Origin of the sequence: Virgibacillus sp. W0181 (genome assembly GCF_051846915.1) — a bacterium.
Lineage (GTDB): Bacteria > Bacillota > Bacilli > Bacillales > Amphibacillaceae > JBPYCR01.
Genome location: NZ_JBPYCR010000001.1, coordinates 159,868 through 177,257, shown reverse-complemented (window position 1 = coordinate 177,257; position 17,390 = coordinate 159,868). Strand labels below are relative to the sequence as shown.

Sequence of the window (17,390 nt, the reverse complement as noted above, 5' to 3'; positions counted from 1 at the left end):
TGCTTTAATAGTAGTTCTTGTTGTAAGTGAATAAGAATGCACACCGAAATCGGTACATCCTATTCGTAATAAGGTTTATGGGATTGTGGGGGAGGTGGCTCCATTGAAAAGAGCTCGAATCATTTATAATCCAACTTCAGGAAGAGAGATATTTAAAAGAGAGCTTCCAAATGTGTTGGAGCGATTTGAAGTGGCAGGCTATGAAACATCCGCTCACGCAACAACATGTGAGGGTGATGCGATTGAAGCCGCCAGAATAGCTGTAGACAGAAATTTCGATGTCGTCGTTGCTGCTGGTGGTGACGGAACGATTAATGAAGTGATCAATGGAATAGCTGAAGCCGAGGAGCGACCGAAGCTCGGAATTATTCCTGCGGGCACAACGAATGATTTTGCACGAGCGTTAGCGATTCCGCGTGATATTAAAAAAGCGGTGGATATTATTTTAAAAGAGCAAATTATGGCACTTGATATTGGGAAGGCTAATGATCATTATTTTATGAATATCGCTGGCGGCGGTGAATTAACCGAACTAACCTACGAAGTACCAAGCAGACTGAAAACAATGCTTGGCCAACTTGCTTATTATATGAAAGGGATGGAAATGCTCCCCTTCCTGAAACCGGTTCAAACTAAAATCGAGTACGATGGGAATGTATTCGAAGGTGATATTATGCTCTTTTTAGTTTCGAATACTAATTCTGTAGGCGGTTTTGAAAAATTGGCTCCCGATGCCAAGCCAAACGATGGATTGTTTGATTTAATTATTTTAAAAAAGACAAATCTGGCTGAATTTATCCGGATTGCTTCGGCAGGTGTAAGAGGGGCGCATATTGATGATAAACAAGTCATTTATGTGCAAGCAAAGCAAATTAGAGTAACACCTGAAGAAAAAATGCAATTAAATCTGGACGGAGAATTCGGTGGCATGCTGCCTGGAGAGATTATTAATTTAAAGCAGCACATCCCGTTTTTTGTGTCTGATAAGTTTATAGAAAAATATACGGAGAAAACCGTGATGAACGATACCGTATAACGTTCATTTTGCGGGTTGAATCTTTCTATCTTCACTTGAACCCTTAAAAGCGTGATATGTGTAACCATTCACAAAGCTTTTAAGGGTTATTTTACTCTGTAAAAAGACTACGTAAACGAGGGGAGGCGTGAGCAGATGCATCGTTTTCAAAATAAAGTGGAGAAGTTGTTAGAAATTAATAAAATACTTACGCAATCGCTCAAAATTGATGATGTGCTACGGAATGTCATTCATGCAGCTAGTGAACTTATTGATGTTTCCGATGTATTAATTATTTATTTATATGATGAAGCAACGAATACACTCCAATTTGCTGAAGGAGAAGGAGTTAACAAGGATAAGCTGAAAGATATTCTCTTTTCTCCCGGAGAGTCGATTGCAGGTAAAGTATTTGACGAAAAACAATCAAAATTATTTGCTTCTGAAAAAGAAATTGATACGTACATGACAAATATGAGCGATACCAATTATCGTGCTTATTTTGAAGGTGTTTATGAACGAAAAATTAAAAGCGCATTTTGTGTTCCGTTAATAAATAAAGACCGTTGCCTCGGAGTGCTAGTTGTCGATAACTTTAATCAAGATGGTGTGTTTACTGAAGAGGATATGCAAGTCATTGAAGCCGTTGCCGATCAAAGTGCTATTGCAATTGATAATTCGAATGTTTATCGAAGTTTAAAAGAAAAAAATGCTCTATTGACGCAATCCATTTCGATACATAATCAGTTTTACAAACTAATTATCGAGGAAGGCGGAATTGATAAAGTATTGGCATTGCTGGAGTCGATAATTCATTCAAAAGTTGTTCATCATCCTACATTAGTTTATGAAGAGACAGGAATGTTTTTTCCGATTGTCCGTGGTAAAGATGTTCTCGGCGTCCTCGAATTGGAAAAGAAGTTTCAACAGTTTTCCGATATGGATAAAATTGCTATTGAACATGCAAGTATGACTATCGCATTGGAACTTATTAAAAACAATGCGCTGTATGAAAAGGACCTCCATTTTCGCGAGGAAGTTTTTAACCAATTGCTGGAAGGATTAGCAAAAGAAGATTTGCAGCGTGTGCTTTATTACATGCAATGGGATGAATCTTGGGCGGTTCAATGTATGGTGATTGAAGGGGATAAGGAACGGCTCTGGCAGCAGAATAGCTTCATTGAAAAAGAATGGTTCGTCCGTTCCATTGAACAAATAACGAATGCCGTTACAGTAAACAGCTTTTTGTTCACTCGTGCTTATCAGTTAATTATCATCATACCGAAAATAAAAGAAAACGCAATGGATCAAATTATTAGAGGGATCGAGCGAAAGTGGGGCGAAAAAAAACATATCCTATATGGGGTCGGGCGCGAAACAGAAATTCAGGAATTGTCCGTTTCTTACAAGGAAGCAATCCGTTCAATTGGGTATGCAAAAAGTATTGAAGACCAACATGTGGTCGAATATTCGAAGTTAGGTTTTGAGCGATTGCTGCATGAAGTCGATCCTGCCATCATTGAAACGTTTATGCGTGACAAATTAAATCGTCTTCTCGTGTTGGATCCGACATTTATGAACACGCTTCGGCATCTGATTGAATCAAATAAAAACCACAAAAAAACAGCAGAATTACTACATATTCATCCAAATACTTTATATTATCGGCTTAAGAGAATCGAAGAAGAATTAAGGATTGATTTGAATAATGAACAAAACTGGGTTGATCTCGTCATCGCAGTTCGATTGTATGTGGCAGGCAACAAAAGAAATCGCTAAAATTTGTTGCTCGCCACATTTATTTTTATCATTTATAGTATTATGATAATTCCAGGAGATATTTTTAGGAGGGCTAACATGAGCAATACGTACGGTAATTACATCAATGGAGAATGGGTAGATGCTGCTACGAAAGAAACATATGCAAGTATCAACCCAGCAAATACAGACGAAGTGCTTGGTTCGTTCCAACGCTCGAATAAAGAAGATGTTGAACGAGCAATTGAAGCCGCGGAACAATCATTTGAAGCTTGGGCGAACACATCAGCAACTGTACGCGGAGATGTTATATTTCGCCTCATTCAATTACTTGATAAACATAGAGAAGAGCTAGCTACAATTATTACAAAAGAAGTTGGTAAGTCATTTCGCGAAGCAAATGGGGAAGTGCAAAAAACAATCGATGCGATGAAACAATTTAGTGGCGAAGCGACGAGACTGAATGGCGAAACGATACCATCACAGGATAATGGAATTTTTGGCTATACGGTTCGAGAGCCATTAGGCGTTGTTGGTGTGATAGCACCGTATAATTTTCCTTTGGGGATAGGAATTTGGAAAATTGCTCCCGCTATTATTGCAGGAAATACGGTTGTTTTTAAACCAGCAAGCAACACCTCCCTTATTAGCGTAAAAATTATGGAGTTGTTTGAACAGGCTGGTGTTCCGGCTGGTGTCATTAATATGGTAACAGGACCTGGCGGTGTGATTGGTGATGCGATCGGATCCCACCCAAAAATTAAAGCAGTTTCATTTACTGGTTCTACAGATGTAGGCCTTACTCTCGGAAAAGCGGTAACATCACGTGGTGCAAAAATGCAGGCAGAAATGGGTGGAAAAAACCCATCGATTATTCTTGAAGATGCCAATATTGATGAAACGATTGAAAATATTGTTATTAGCGGGTTCTTGGATAATGGGCAGCGCTGTACAGGAACGAGTCGCCTAATTGTGCCTCGTTCAATTGCAAAGGAAGTAACAGAAAAACTTGTTGCTCGTGCAAAAAAGCTCGTCATCGGTGAAGGCTTCGGAGAAAATGTCGATAACGGACCGGTCGTTGATGAAAATCAATTAAATACGTACTTGCATTATGTTAATTCTGCTATAGATGAAGGAGCAACATTGGAATATGGAGGCAAACGATTAACTGAAAATGGCTTGGACAAAGGTTATTTCGTCGCTCCGACAATTTTCAGCGGGATAACGAGTCAGATGACGATTTTTAAAGAAGAAATTTTTGGTCCTGTCATCGGCATTACTGTAGTAGATTCCTATGAAGAAGCATTGGAACTTGCCAATGATAGTGAATTCGGGCTATCATCTACGATTTACACAAATGATTTAAATAAAGCGTTTGATTTCGTTCGTCGCGTAGAATCCGGTGTAACGCATGTCAATATACCATCGAATTACTTTGAGAACCAATACCCGTTTGGCGGTAAAAAAGCATCAAGTATTGGACCGCGCGAACAAGGTTCTACTGCACTCGATTTCTGGACGGACTACAAAGCTGTTTATATGAGGCCATAACGAATGAATTGCAAGTCAAGGAAGCGAAATAAAACCTTACGAATAAGTAGATTACAAAAATCTGCAATGATCGGCTTTTTATACAACTGACCTTCATAGATTGAAAGCTGGCTTTTTAACTTGTGCTACACGTGTTCTTTCAATGTGAAATGTGTTAAATGATATTGAGCAAGAAGTAAAAATTAACCTGGAATTCGTCATCTGCTCTGCACAAGAGCGGGTGTTGAATTTTCCAAAATAAGATCAATTACGAATGAATGCACTAGAGAGCAAATAAACATCAAGAGAGGACTGATCGTTTGAAAAAGATTGGCGTTATTGGCTGTGGCTTAATGGGCCAGGGCATAGTGAAAAATTTATTAAAAAATGGTTATATTGTATCTATTCATGATATAAATAAAGAGGCTGTGGGAAAATTAGTTGAAAAGGGGGCGGTGCGATCAGAAAATGTGAAAAAATTGGCAGAAGAAGTTGATTGTTTAATTCTCTCCTTACCTTCTCCTGCATTAATTCAAAAACTGCTGCTGGAAGAAGATGACGGTGCGCTGCAAGCAATGCGACCTGAAACGAGTATCATTGACATGAGTACGAACGATGTACAACTGACACGCCACTTACATGAAAAAGCGCAGGAACGCAAAATTGAATATTTTGATTGTCCGCTAAGTGGTGGCCCTGCTGGAGCTGAAGCCGGCACACTAACAATTATGGTCGGCGGAAATGAAAAGGCTTTCGCATCTATACAGGACGTGCTGAAAGCTGTCGGTGAGAATATAGATTATGTTGGCCCAAGCGGTGCAGGTCAAACTGTTAAACTTTGCAACAATATGGTAGTCGCAGGTGTCATTACATTATTGAGTGAAGCTATGCTAACTGGGGAAAAAGCAGGTATATCGAAAGAAAAAATTGCAGCAATCTTACAAAAAGGGTCCGCTCAAACAAAGGTGATGGATGTATTCGGACCAAATATATTGCAGGAAACATTTGAAGATGTAAAATTTTCGCTTGCCAACATGACAAAAGATCTACAGCTGTACAAAAATCTTGCAGAACAAAATCAAATACCAACATTCTCGAGCCAAAATACAAACCAGTTGTTCAATATTGCAAACAACAAAGGAAGCGGTTCGAAAGATTCAACTGCCGTCCATGAAATTATTGAAGCTTTGGCAACATAAGAAAGACCAAGGACAGCGACATGCGTCAACACAAGTGTGCAGGCTTGACCAAGGCAGTAACACACGACATCAAGAGGGAAACGCGTCATAGAGAGAGAATCCCACCTCAACACGATTGCAACCTTCATCAGCTTAAAAGCTTACTTATTATAGAAAATAACTGTGTTGGAATGCAATTACAGTGCAAAAAGTATATCATGAATTGTGTAATAAAATTTGAATTTCAAGGAGGAATTACTGTGAATGAAAACAATTCGATTTACGGCATTTGGAAAGACTGGCGTCTCCATGTGCTTGTTTTATTAACGGTAGTTGTCACAGAACTGATTGGAACACATAAAATTCCGGTCGGCCCTGGGGTTATTCTGCTTTTACCAATGTTATATGCGCTTATTATTGGACTTATTTTATATTTCACACCAGTAGTTAAAGAAAAACAATCCAAAAATGCGGAACCAATTATCGTTCTTGGGGTAGCATTACTATTGGCTAAAATTGGAGTTATCATCGGTCCTTCACTCCCGGAGGTAATTGCTGCCGGACCCGCATTGATATTGCAGGAACTCGGTAACTTAGGAACGATCTTTTTAGCCCTACCTGTTGCGGTTTGGCTAGGTTTGAAGCGAGAAGCAATCGGAATGATGCACTCAGTAGCACGTGAACCGAACGTAGGTTTAATTATGGATAAATTTGGGATTGGGTCACCAGAAGGCCGTGGAGTTATGGCTGTTTATATTTTCGGTACGGTATTCGGTGCTGTCTTTATGGGATTGATTTCCGGGTTTCTAGCGACTATAACCCCGCTCAATCCACTGTCTTTTGCCATGGCTTCAGGGGTAGGAAGTGGAAGTATGATGGCGGCAGCAAGTGGATCACTCGTTGCAGCATTTCCAGAAATTGAAGATAAAATATTAGCTTTTGCAGGTGCAAGTAACTTATTATCCTTGTCCACAGGCTTATGGGTCAGTATTTTTATTGGCTTACCATTAACGGAAAAATTATATGGATGGATGACACGCGGAAAAACCGAATCGACAAAATAAGGGGGAATATGCATGTTAAAAAATGTTCAAGAATGGACGTTACTATTAGCTATATTTGGCTTTACCGCATTATTAGGTAACTGGGCAGGTTATGATATTTTACCTTTAGCAGCTGTTCCAGGTATGATTGTACTTATCTTAATTTGTTTAGCAGGGTTTATTTTACGTGAGCTGATTCCGATTAACTTCCCTAGCATTGCGTATATTTCAATCATTGGTGTCGCTGTGTCTATGCCGTGGATGCCCGGCTCTGAAAAGGTAGCAGAATGGACCGGTGAAGTACAACTACTTGCCTTAGCAACACCGATTCTCGCTTATGCCGGGATAGCGATTGGCAGATCTTGGACTGATTTCATGAAACTTGGTTGGAAAACACTTGTTGTAGCAAGTCTTGTGTTATTAGGTACGTTTATAGGGTCCGCACTCATTGCAGAAGTGATATTACGCATGCAAGGTATTATCTAAAATAAATAATTCGGCGATAACCGTTCTATTCATTTGACGTTCACACTCACAAATGGTGCTTCGATTAAGGGTAGTGACTATAACTTGCATCATTAGTGTAAAATCGGGGTCTGTTCTTTTCAAGGAACAGGCCCCGCTAACTAATTTCTAACTATTTAAAGGTTGATAAGAAGCGCTCGATCCCGTCCAAACCTTTTTGTAGTTCTTCCGTGGATTGTGCGAAAGAAATTCGGATATACCCTTCCCCGAATTTGGAAAAAGCACTGCCTGGTATCACAGCAATATTTTCTTCATCAAGCAACCTTGATGCAAACTCCTCTGAAGAAAGTCCGGTTTTTTTAATGGATGGAAAAATATAAAACGCCCCTTGAGGTTCATTTACATCTAATCCCATTTCTATCAATCGGTTATAGACAAAGTCTCTTCGTTTTTTATAATCTCTCTTCATTGACTTAATTTCTTCGCGGTTTACCCCTTGTTTCAATGCTTCCGTTGCTGCATATTGGCCGACGGTACTTGCACAAACAGTATTGAATGAATGGATGGCATAAAATTGGTCGATTAAATAAGCGGGTGCAAAAGCAAATCCGATGCGCCATCCTGTCATAGAGTGCGATTTTGATACCCCATTGATAATAATTGTTTTCTCTTTTAATCCTGGAACTGCTCCAATAGAGTAGTGTGTATCTTCATAAACCAATTCACTATAAATTTCATCCGCGATAATAAAGATATCTTTATCCCTCAATAATTCTCCTATCTCAAATATTTCTTCTTTTGTAAGTATAGAACCTGTCGGATTGCTAGGATAAGGGAGCATAACACAGCGGGTTTTATCGGTAATATTTTCTTCGATCATTTGGGCGTTCAATTTAAAACCGTTATCCCTTGTATCAACTAAAACGGATTTTGCATTACATAATGTGACTAGTGGTTCATATCCAACATAGACAGGTGCTGGCATAATAACCTCAGAACCCTCATCTAATATTGTACGAAAAGCGATATCAAGTGCCTCGCTAGCACCTACCGTAACAATTACTTCATCTTCCGGATTATAGGATAAATCATATAATTCCTTTACATAGTCACATGCAGCTTGTCTCAATTCGTACAAACCAGCAGTTTCTGTGTAAGCAGTTTGATCATCTTCAATCGCTTTCATACCAGCGGCTTTAATATAATCAGGTGTTGGAAAATTTGGTTGACCGAATGTCAAATTCACAACATCTGAAGAACGGTCGATTTTGTTGGAAATTTTTCGTATCCCTGAAATCTCGATTTTATCAACATTTTTATTCAATAAATGACGCATCTATATCTTCCTTTCCGTGATTATGTTTAACTTTGATAGCCCATTTTCCATGATATCTTATTTGCTGTATTTATGACTTTTAAAATTACCACCTTCTTTATTTAAAAAACCTCACCAAGCTTTTTGAATAAGTATATTATCTACCAAAGTTAAGGAGAGTGCATCAGACATGTCCTACACTCATCTTACCAAAATGGTGCTCGTATTCATAAAAGAATATCATGCATTCTGTCTCTCCGGCCATAAAATTGCAGAAAGCTAAAGTGAGGTTATGATCCAATTGGAAAATCATTAGCAATTAACAAGATATAGAATCTATTTAGCTGATCCTGGCATGCCTTCACAAAAAGGGTTTGAACTTGTACTCCAAAGGACTTTTACGAAAGGGTGGACTGCCAAAAAAATGGAATTCAATTCCGTGTCATAAGCAAAAATATTTGATATAGCTTTACCAAGAAACAACATACCCAAAAAAGTCTTTAAATTACCATCCGCTTAGTGAGTGTTTCATGGATCATGTCGGTAAAAACCTGATAAAAGTATGAGATTGAATGTGAGAAAGTTAAACGAAGGTTATTTTCCATTCGCAAAGTTGGTGAATTATTATATCAAATATGCCCCGTTGTAATCTGACCCCCTTTTTTATTGATTGTTAGCAGATCTTTTCTGATAGACTTCGTTGTGATAAAGATTGCTTATATTTTATGTCGAAGGAGGCATACTAAGAAATAAAAAGGGTGAACCACTTATGAATCATGGAAAGGCAATCGTTATAAAGTTCATTATCGTATCTATTGTGATTTGTTCGTTATTTGGGATTTTTACTAATGTAACACTTAGTATGCTGTTTGTGATGAGTTTGATTGTAACAGGTGTTGCATATTTCATTGGAGATTTATTATTGTTGCGCAAATTTGGAAATGTTATCGCTACATTTTTGGATTTTGGCCTACTTATTTTGTCCGTCTGGATGCTAGCCAACCTTTTTATCGATACTTCCATGGCGATGCTGCTCGTATCTTTCTATGTAGCCTTTATTATTACTTTCACAGAACCATTATTTCACGGATACATGCAGGAAAAGGTGTTTGCTAATGAACCAAAATTTCCATCGTCTGGGCAACTGCAAACGGAATTTGCCGAAGAAGTAGATATGGATAATATTTCAGTTGAAAATAGAGATGACAGTGAAAAGTAAACTTATCATTTCTTCGAGCATTCCATCAATGACACTAACATTGGATGGAATGCTTTTTTCTGTTTCGCTATAAGTAGGTAGGAAAAATTTTTATATCCTTTTACGTTAAAGCCTTGATTTATGATAAGATGGAAACGATATAAGGGACTGTTAAAATAATAATGCATATTGGATAATACGAAAATGGTAAAGAGTAAAGGAAGATTAAGATGGCTAAACGAACAGCACCGGTAAAGAAAAATGAAACAATTACACTGCAGTTTGAAGACTTAACGCACGAGGGGAATGGTGTTGGCAAAATAGATGGTTATCCGATATTTGTACCGTATGCCCTGCCCGGGGAAAAAGCGGAAGTTAAAGTTGTAAAGGTAAATAAAAACTTTGGCTTTGGTAAACTGCTTGAAATCAAGCAAGCAAGTCCCGAACGGGTAGAGCCTCCTTGTGATGTTTTTTATAAATGTGGTGGATGTCAAATACAACATATGAGCTATAATATGCAGCTTGAAATGAAGCAAAATCAAGTAAAAAACGTTATGAAAAAAATTGCCCATCTAGATGATGTACCCGTCCATTCGGTGATTGGGATGGAAGATCCATGGCGCTACCGGAATAAGGTTGCCATCCCTGTCGGCGAAAAAGACGGTGAATTGATTACTGGATTTTACCGTATGAGAAGTCACGATATTATTAGTGATATGGATACGTGTGTTGTGCAAGATGAAGTGAATGATCGAATGGTAGAAGCTGTCAGAAGAATAGCAGATAAACTAGCTATTCCGGCATATGACGAAAAAAATGATTGTGGCGTTTTACGGCATATTATGGTGCGTACCGGGCGAGAGACCTATGAAACGATGATCGTCCTCATCACGAGAACCAAAAAGATTCCACATAAGGAAGAACTAGTGAAGGAACTTACCGAAACATACCCACATATTAAATCGATCATCCATAATATTAATAACCGAAAAACAAACGTTATTATGGGAAAAGAAACGAATGTTATCTGGGGCGAGAAATATATTTACGATACGATTGGTGATGTCCGTTTTGCGATTTCATCAAATTCGTTTTATCAAATTAACCCGCCACAAACAAAAAAACTATATGAAAAAGCGTTGGAATACGCCAATGTTAGTAGCGATGATATTGTCATTGATGCATATTGCGGCATCGGAACGATTTCTTTATTTTTAGCGCAAAAAGCGAAGAAAGTATATGGCGTTGAAATTGTTCCGGAAGCAGTCAGCGATGCGAAATTGAACGCGAAATTAAACGGAATGACGAATGCTGAATTTTTCGTTGGAGAAGCGGAAAAAGTAATGCCATGGTGGAAATCACAAGGTCTGAATCCTGATGTGATTGTTGTTGACCCGCCAAGAAAAGGCTGTGATGAAGCATTACTCGAAGCAATGATCGACATGCAGCCGTATCGAATCGTCTACGTATCATGCAACCCATCTACATTGGCCCGTGATTTGCGTATATTGGAAGATGGCGGATATCGTACGAAGGAAGTACAACCGGTCGATATGTTCCCGCAGAGTATGCATGTCGAGTTGGTTGCATTGATGTCAAGAGTGGATGAATAAGAAGGGTTGAAGTGTTGATAGAATAAGGTTTATAGGGTTTCACCTTTGTTTATTTTATGTGGATAAACTGGTGAAGCCCTTTTATTGTTGATGTTGGAAGTGCTGGAATTTGGGGTTGAGTTGACAGAATGGCTTTTAGGGAGGAGAGTTGACAGGATAGATTAAGTTTATTTAATTAAAAATTATATAGAGATTAATTGATATTGTTCGCACTTGGGAATATAATAGTAGTATCTTTAAAATGTGAGGGATATGGATATGGAATATATTTCTGCTAAAGAAGCGGCGGAAAAGTGGGGAATATCTAAGAGAAGAGTTCAAAAATTATGCGAAGAAGGAAGAATTGAGGGTGTGACTAAGGTTGGGCTTGTATGGGCCATTCCCCTTACTGCTAGAAAGCCTCAGGATAAAAGAAAAAGAAAATATAAGAAAGATTAAAATCAGAAGGTGAATTTTTTTGCGATACTTAGGTAATAAAACTAGATTATTAACATTTATAGAAAGTGTAATAGATAAATATAACATTGAGGGTAAAGTTTTTGGAGACTTATTTTCTGGAACAGGTAGTGTTGGAGATTATTTTAAGAATAGATTTAATATAATTTCCAATGATTTTTTATATTATTCATATGTCATTAACCGAGCAAAACTTGAAAACTATAGTATACCAGCCTTTTCAAAATTTGAGAAAAACTTTGAAATTAATATATTTGATTACTTAAATAAACTATCATTTAATCCGGATAAAAACTTTTTTGTATATAACAACTACACCCCTGTAGGAGATAGAATGTTTTTCACAGAATCAAATGGAGCAAAAATAGATGGAGTTAGAATAACAATCGAAGAACTGTATAAAGAAAAGTGGATTGATGAAAGTGAATACTTCTTTTTGTTAGCTTCGTTACTTCAAAGTGTGACTAGATATTCTAATACATCAGGTACATATGAGGCTTTCTTTAAGTTTTGGGATCCTAGAGCCGAAAAAGAATTTACATTATTGCCATTAGAATTTGAAGAATATGAAGATAATATTTTTAAACATGAAATTTATAATGAAGATACAAATGATTTAGTGAGAAGAATTAGCGGTGACATAGCATATATAGACCCACCTTACACGGTTACTCAATATGTTTCTGCATATCATATGCTTGAGACAATTGCAAAATATGATTTTCCAGAAATAAAGGGCATAGGTGGAAAAAGAGGTAGGGGTAATAAAAATTCGTTGTATGCAAGAAGAACAGTAGCTAAAGAGCAATTCGAAGATTTATTGAGACAATTAAATTTTAAACACGTTTTAATTAGTTATAGTAACCAAGCTTTGGTGCCATTAGACGAGTTAATTGAAATTGCAAAGATGTTCGCAAAAGATTCAAAAGTAGAAGTCGAGTATTATCAATATCAAGAATATAGAAATCATCGTTCTAGTAGTAAAGGGAATGGACGAAAACTAAAAGAAGTGATTATTTACTTTGAAAAAGAAAACACTTTGATGAAATCACCTTTAAATTATTCTGGAAGTAAAGATACACTTTTACCTGAAATATTAAAACATTTACCTTATTCTATAGATACTTTTGTAGATGTAATGGGTGGAGCCTTTAATGTAGGGGCTAATGTTACAGCTAAAAAAGAAGTTGTTTATAATGAATTGAATCCATATGTTTTTGGAGTTGTAGAATGGTTGCTTAAAAATGATAGTAATAAGTTAATCGAAGAAATCGAAGGTGTAATTTCAGAATTTGATTTGAATAAAGGTGATAAAGAACAGTATCTAATTTTGCGAGATTATTACAATAACGTAGATAATTCTCCAAAATATTTATATGCCCTCCATATGTACTCGTTTCAAAATATGATTCGTTATAATAATTCACAGAAATTTAATACTCCAATAGGGGTTGCGGGATACAGTGAAGATATAAAAACTAGAATAAAAGAATTTAAAGTAAGGGCTCCGAAGTTAACAATGTTGAATTTAGATTATACTGATTTAGATTGGGATTTATATGAAAAAGGTACAGTTTTTTATTTTGATCCTCCATATTTTATAACAAGTGCGGCATATAACGATGGTAGACGTGGAATGAAAGGTTGGAGCGCTGATGAAGAAGTCGAGTTATTAAATACTTTAAACTATTTAAACTCAATAGGGCATAAGTTCATTTTATCTAATGTTATGCATCATCGAGGGAAAACAAATCATTTACTTGAAAAATGGGTAGAAGAGCATGGGTATCGTGTTGTGGATATAGGTACTAGTGGTTGGCGTTATAAAAAGAATGAAGTTTTAATATTAAATTATTAAGGAGTGAAGTAGGTTGAAGCGTATTTTAGTATTGCCGAACGAGTTTGAAGAAAAATTAAATGAAGCTTACTTAAGTGCTGAAGTTCAGTCAAAATGGCTAGAAATTGGTATAGGTTCTGCACAAGAAATGATTGAGGCAATGCTTCAAAAATTGAATAAGAATTATCCAAAATTAAAAGTAGTGGAATGCAGATTCGACACAAAAGAAAACATTAAAAGTACAATTGAGAACTCAGGTAATAGTTCCATATATTCTGGTTACTTTGAAACAGAGGATGGTAGAATAGACGGGCTTTTCTTTTATATACATCCTAAATTAAATTCTGGTAATGATTTTTTAACAAGACAAGTTATGCCTACTCTTCTAGGGATTTCTGATAGCGTTTTAAATCGTACTAATAATCTATATTTTAATAATAGGCCTGTGTATATTGTGAATTTAAATGAAACCAATAGATCGTCTCAAAGAGCTGTTAAAGTTAGTTTTGTTTGTTCGGAATTACTAGGATTTAACTATATTGATATGTTTAATCGAGGCTACCATGATGTTCTTGGGTCTTCTCATCCTATCGGTAACAGAGACAGGTTGATAGGTTTGGAAGAATTAGATAATCTTTTACTATCAAACGGTTCTAATAATTACTTTGAAGTAAATGATGTGCAGAAAGAATTAATATTGTTGTCTGGTTTAATCGTTAATTCAGAAAATCCTTCATCAGAAGTTTATAGGTATTTATTAAGGGTGCTACCAGCAATTTACATGGCGATAGATAAAAATTATCGAATTAACTTCGATAGCTTTAATGGAGTTAATCAAAGTTTAATTGAAAAAATAAGAAACTATGTTTCAAAATTGAATTCAATAATTTAGGAGGTATACAAAATGCAAATTATTTATTATGGAGCCCCAGGGACTGGTAAAAGTCACAGTGTTGATGAATATATTAAATCGTTAGGAATCTCAGAAGATAGAGTCTTCAGAACTACATTTCATCCAGAATATACTTACAGTGATTTTGTAGGGCAGCTACTTCCAACGGTCAAAAGCACGGGTGCTGGTAACTCTCAAATAACTTATGAATATTCTAAAGGGGTATTCACAAGAGCACTAGAGAAAGCTTATGAAGACACATCAAAAATGGTTTTTTTAGTTATTGAAGAAATGTCTAGAGGAGACTGTGCTGCAATATTTGGTGACATATTTCAACTCTTAGATAGAGAAACGCAGGGGATGAATGTTGGATATAGTAAGTTTTTTATAAACAATGAAATAATTGCTGAAGATATTATAGCGATTCCAGATGATAAAGTGAAGCTTCCTCCAAACTTCAACATTATTGGTACAGTCAATACAAGCGATCAAAATGTTTTTGTTATGGATACAGCTTTTAAAAGACGATTTGATTGGGAATATATTAGTACAAAACCAGTCCCGACTGTGAAACCTTATAAAAATAATGTTGATATAAGAGTTTATCGTGATAATAACAATAATTATCAGGATGTTAGTTGGGTAGATTTATACGGGACCTTAAATAAGTTTATATCCGACACTCGTTTTTTGAGTTTAGGGGAAGATAAACAATTAGGGCAGTTTTTCATAAAGTTTAATGAAAATGCAGCAGCATCAGAGCATAAAGAACAAGTTAAAAACAAATTATTACATTATTTATGGGAAGACATTCAAAAGTCTAGTTATAGTACAGAGATATTTTTATTTGACGAATCTTTAACTAGTTTTTCAGAGATATACGATGCGTTTGAAGATGATAAAAAAATATTCAGTGATAGGTTTTTAGAATGCCTTGACTTGTGGCTGAATAATTCATTATAACTGTTTATAACTTAGGAGGATATGTTAGTGAATATGCATGTGGGTCAAGATAATTTTGATATATCACAAATAGACGTATCACTTTTTAATATTTACAAAGGGGACATAAAATACATAAAGTCAATTGGAAAAGAAGTTTTCGATTTTGTCGGTATTATATTAAGTGACAAGAGAAACTTAGTGGTTTTTCCAAAACATTTTTATAGTGAAAACCAATTAGAGGTAATGAATAACGCAGGTAATGTAAATCAAAGAGACGTTAAATTATTATTTGATGTTATGATGAAGTATATGGATAGTAGCAAAACAAAGGCAAAAGCTAATCGACATTTTGGATTCGAGCCAGAATTTAAATCAGATTATCCCTTTGCACCCTTTTTTGCTATTTATAAATATTACCAGCATTTTGGAGTATATAGAGAAAACACAATGGAAATTAAACCAAATATAAGTGGCGATATTGCGTGGAAGCAAACAATTCAAAAATCAAATGTAATAATTAGTGAAGGAAATATCCTTTATTCTCCTCTGTATAAGAAAAGAAAGAGAACTTATAATGTTTTTTTAAGTGAGTGTATGGTATTTGTAATAAACCATACAATTAAAAGTTTTCCGCTATTTATAAATTTACCTGTAATTAATTCTTATAGAACAACATTTGATTTCCTAAAGTATCGTGATTACACAATTAATCAACTTAGATTACTTAGAAATAGAATATTTAAGGATGCTGATAAAAGTTTAGTGGACAATTTAATCGACTTCTTTGAACAGTATAGTAAATCTTCTCAAGGTGGAGAGGTCCATATCAAAATAAATTATTTTGATAGGATTTGGGAAGAAATGGTTGAAATATATTTAAACGATTATTTTCAAGGTGTAGATGAAATTAATAATAAACTTATATTTAATAAAAGTTTTAACGCTTCTCGAATTACATTTACAAGTAAAGAGTTTGAAGTGGATGTATCACCTCACAAGTTTAAAATCAGATTGGATCATTTTGCGAAAAGCAATGATGCAATATTCATTTTTGACTCTAAATATTACTATAAAGTTAATGATATGAATTATAAACAATTTTCCTATAATGAGCTATTGAGAGGGAAGTTCGAGGGGGATAAACATATATATAGTGCATTAATTTTACCGGGTGATGTTTCCAATTCAAGTTTACATTTCTTTTTATCTCCACATTATAGAGGAAATAGAACAAAAGGCCTTAAGATTATAGAGCATTATTTGAATGTTCAAGAAGTTATGATGCACTATGTATCAAGTTAATATACTTTTTAATGATGCAAACCAATAAAATTTTTAAGGGGATAATATGCTTACGTTTAATGAAGTGAATTTTTTCAAGAGATTTTTCAATGAAAGTGGTTATATACTTGATTTTACTGATAAAGAATTTGATGACTTCACTTTAAAATCTGTAGGAATACCTTTGAAATTACGATATAGATTATCAAAAGGAAAATCTTTCGAAGCATTCATCGATGATGCTAGTAGTGAGAATGTTTTAAAATTGATTTTTGATTTAATAGAATACATAGATTTTCAAGACATAGATGGATTGTTATCAGAGGAACAAAAGAAGCTTTATCCAAAGCTTAAAAATATTCTATCTAGGTTTACGTACAACGATTTGTTTAGTGAAAAGTTGATAATAAATGCGAAGGAAAGATTCAACGACAAATATATAGATAGTCAATTAAGTATTATGATGTCGCTAGTGGAAAAATCACCTTCTGATGTAATAGGTAAGTCAAAAGAATTATTAGAGTCGTGCTTTAAACATATATTAGATGATTTAGGCGTGGATTATCCAACTACATCGACTATCGCTCAATTAAGAAAACAGGTTTTTCTTAAGTTGAATTTGGATCCTAAAGAAAATATATCAGCGAAAAATAATAATGACGTTAAAAAAATATTAAGTAGTTTTATTCAAGTAGTTGATGGTTTAAATTCACTTAGAAATGATAAAGGTGACGGGCATGGAAAAGGTAAAAACTATAAAGAGTTACCTATTAGATATGCTAAATTGGCAATGAATGCATCATTAACAATAGTACAGTTTACCTGGGATACTTATAAATTGCATATTAATAGCAAATAAATTGA

General features: G+C 35.4%; 15 protein-coding genes. 14 read left to right on the top strand and 1 reads right to left on the bottom strand.

Going from position 1 to position 17,390, the window contains the following annotated elements:
• Positions 1–103: 103 nt before the first annotated feature.
• The 6 genes from ACLIBG_RS00900 (at position 104) to ACLIBG_RS00875 (ending at position 7,010) form a co-directional block, all read left to right on the top strand.
• The gene (locus ACLIBG_RS00900; RefSeq protein ID WP_439310802.1) at positions 104–1,036 is read left to right on the top strand and encodes a diacylglycerol kinase; all 933 of its coding nucleotides are present in this window, start codon (positions 104–106) and stop codon (positions 1,034–1,036) included.
• A 135-nt stretch (positions 1,037–1,171) separates the two neighbouring features.
• A complete protein-coding gene (locus ACLIBG_RS00895; RefSeq protein ID WP_439310801.1) occupies positions 1,172–2,794 on the top strand; it encodes a helix-turn-helix domain-containing protein in 1,623 nt (540 codons plus the stop codon).
• A gap of 78 nt (positions 2,795–2,872) precedes the next feature.
• A complete protein-coding gene (locus tag ACLIBG_RS00890) occupies positions 2,873–4,324 on the top strand; it encodes an aldehyde dehydrogenase family protein (RefSeq protein ID WP_439310800.1) in 1,452 nt (483 codons plus the stop codon).
• Between the two features lie 299 nt (positions 4,325–4,623).
• Positions 4,624–5,502, top strand: coding sequence for an NAD(P)-dependent oxidoreductase (locus tag ACLIBG_RS00885; RefSeq protein ID WP_439310799.1), 879 nt, complete (start codon positions 4,624–4,626; stop codon positions 5,500–5,502).
• A 239-nt stretch (positions 5,503–5,741) separates the two neighbouring features.
• On the top strand, positions 5,742–6,545 hold the full coding sequence (locus ACLIBG_RS00880; protein WP_439310798.1) for a DUF3100 domain-containing protein: 804 nt from the start codon (positions 5,742–5,744) through the stop codon (positions 6,543–6,545).
• A 12-nt stretch (positions 6,546–6,557) separates the two neighbouring features.
• Positions 6,558–7,010: a hypothetical protein gene (locus ACLIBG_RS00875; protein WP_439310797.1), complete on the top strand. Its 453-nt coding sequence runs from the start codon at positions 6,558–6,560 to the stop codon at positions 7,008–7,010.
• Positions 7,011–7,161: 151 nt separating this feature from the next.
• Here the strand turns inward: ACLIBG_RS00875 and ACLIBG_RS00870 are convergent, their stop codons facing one another.
• On the bottom strand, positions 7,162–8,325 hold the full coding sequence (locus ACLIBG_RS00870; RefSeq protein WP_439310796.1) for an aminotransferase A: 1,164 nt from the start codon (positions 8,323–8,325) through the stop codon (positions 7,162–7,164).
• A 748-nt stretch (positions 8,326–9,073) separates the two neighbouring features.
• On the opposite strand from ACLIBG_RS00870, the gene ACLIBG_RS00865 reads away from it, so the two are divergent.
• The 8 genes from ACLIBG_RS00865 to ACLIBG_RS00830 all read left to right on the top strand — a co-directional run bounded on the left by ACLIBG_RS00865 (position 9,074) and on the right by ACLIBG_RS00830 (position 17,385).
• Positions 9,074–9,523 carry a YndM family protein gene (locus tag ACLIBG_RS00865; RefSeq protein ID WP_439310795.1) on the top strand — a complete coding sequence of 150 codons (450 nt, stop codon included), beginning with the start codon at positions 9,074–9,076 and terminating at the stop codon, positions 9,521–9,523.
• Between the two features lie 209 nt (positions 9,524–9,732).
• On the top strand, positions 9,733–11,115 hold the full coding sequence (gene rlmD / locus ACLIBG_RS00860) for a 23S rRNA (uracil(1939)-C(5))-methyltransferase RlmD (protein ID WP_439310794.1): 1,383 nt from the start codon (positions 9,733–9,735) through the stop codon (positions 11,113–11,115).
• A 258-nt stretch (positions 11,116–11,373) separates the two neighbouring features.
• Positions 11,374–11,553, top strand: a complete 180-nt coding sequence (locus ACLIBG_RS00855) for a helix-turn-helix domain-containing protein (protein ID WP_439310793.1) — start codon at positions 11,374–11,376, stop codon at positions 11,551–11,553.
• 19 nt (positions 11,554–11,572) lie between these two features.
• Positions 11,573–13,429 (top strand): Dam family site-specific DNA-(adenine-N6)-methyltransferase, encoded by a 1,857-nt coding sequence (locus ACLIBG_RS00850; protein WP_439310792.1) that lies wholly within the window; start codon positions 11,573–11,575, stop codon positions 13,427–13,429.
• 13 nt (positions 13,430–13,442) lie between these two features.
• Positions 13,443–14,300, top strand: coding sequence for a hypothetical protein (locus ACLIBG_RS00845; RefSeq protein WP_439310791.1), 858 nt, complete (start codon positions 13,443–13,445; stop codon positions 14,298–14,300).
• Between the two features lie 12 nt (positions 14,301–14,312).
• Positions 14,313–15,263 (top strand): McrB family protein, encoded by a 951-nt coding sequence (locus ACLIBG_RS00840; protein ID WP_439310790.1) that lies wholly within the window; start codon positions 14,313–14,315, stop codon positions 15,261–15,263.
• A gap of 33 nt (positions 15,264–15,296) precedes the next feature.
• Complete coding sequence (locus ACLIBG_RS00835) at positions 15,297–16,547, top strand: LlaJI family restriction endonuclease (protein WP_439310883.1); 1,251 nt, start codon at positions 15,297–15,299, stop codon at positions 16,545–16,547.
• Positions 16,548–16,593: 46 nt separating this feature from the next.
• Complete coding sequence (locus tag ACLIBG_RS00830; RefSeq protein ID WP_439310789.1) at positions 16,594–17,385, top strand: abortive infection family protein; 792 nt, start codon at positions 16,594–16,596, stop codon at positions 17,383–17,385.
• Positions 17,386–17,390 lie beyond the last annotated feature (5 nt).

Bases quoted from the DNA above. Each gene is read 5' to 3' on its own strand.
- ACLIBG_RS00895 (WP_439310801.1), top strand. From the start codon at position 1,172: ATGCATCGTTTTCAAAATAAAGTGGAGAAGTTGTTAGAAATTAATAAA.
- ACLIBG_RS00830 (WP_439310789.1), top strand. From the start codon at position 16,594: ATGCTTACGTTTAATGAAGTGAATTTTTTCAAGAGATTTTTCAATGAA.
- ACLIBG_RS00835 (WP_439310883.1), top strand. From the start codon at position 15,297: ATGCATGTGGGTCAAGATAATTTTGATATATCACAAATAGACGTATCA.
- ACLIBG_RS00870 (WP_439310796.1), bottom strand. From the start codon at position 8,325: ATGCGTCATTTATTGAATAAAAATGTTGATAAAATCGAGATTTCAGGG.
- ACLIBG_RS00890 (WP_439310800.1), top strand. From the start codon at position 2,873: ATGAGCAATACGTACGGTAATTACATCAATGGAGAATGGGTAGATGCT.
- ACLIBG_RS00865 (WP_439310795.1), top strand. From the start codon at position 9,074: ATGAATCATGGAAAGGCAATCGTTATAAAGTTCATTATCGTATCTATT.
- ACLIBG_RS00855 (WP_439310793.1), top strand. From the start codon at position 11,374: ATGGAATATATTTCTGCTAAAGAAGCGGCGGAAAAGTGGGGAATATCT.
- rlmD (WP_439310794.1), top strand. From the start codon at position 9,733: ATGGCTAAACGAACAGCACCGGTAAAGAAAAATGAAACAATTACACTG.
- ACLIBG_RS00840 (WP_439310790.1), top strand. From the start codon at position 14,313: ATGCAAATTATTTATTATGGAGCCCCAGGGACTGGTAAAAGTCACAGT.
- ACLIBG_RS00875 (WP_439310797.1), top strand. From the start codon at position 6,558: ATGTTAAAAAATGTTCAAGAATGGACGTTACTATTAGCTATATTTGGC.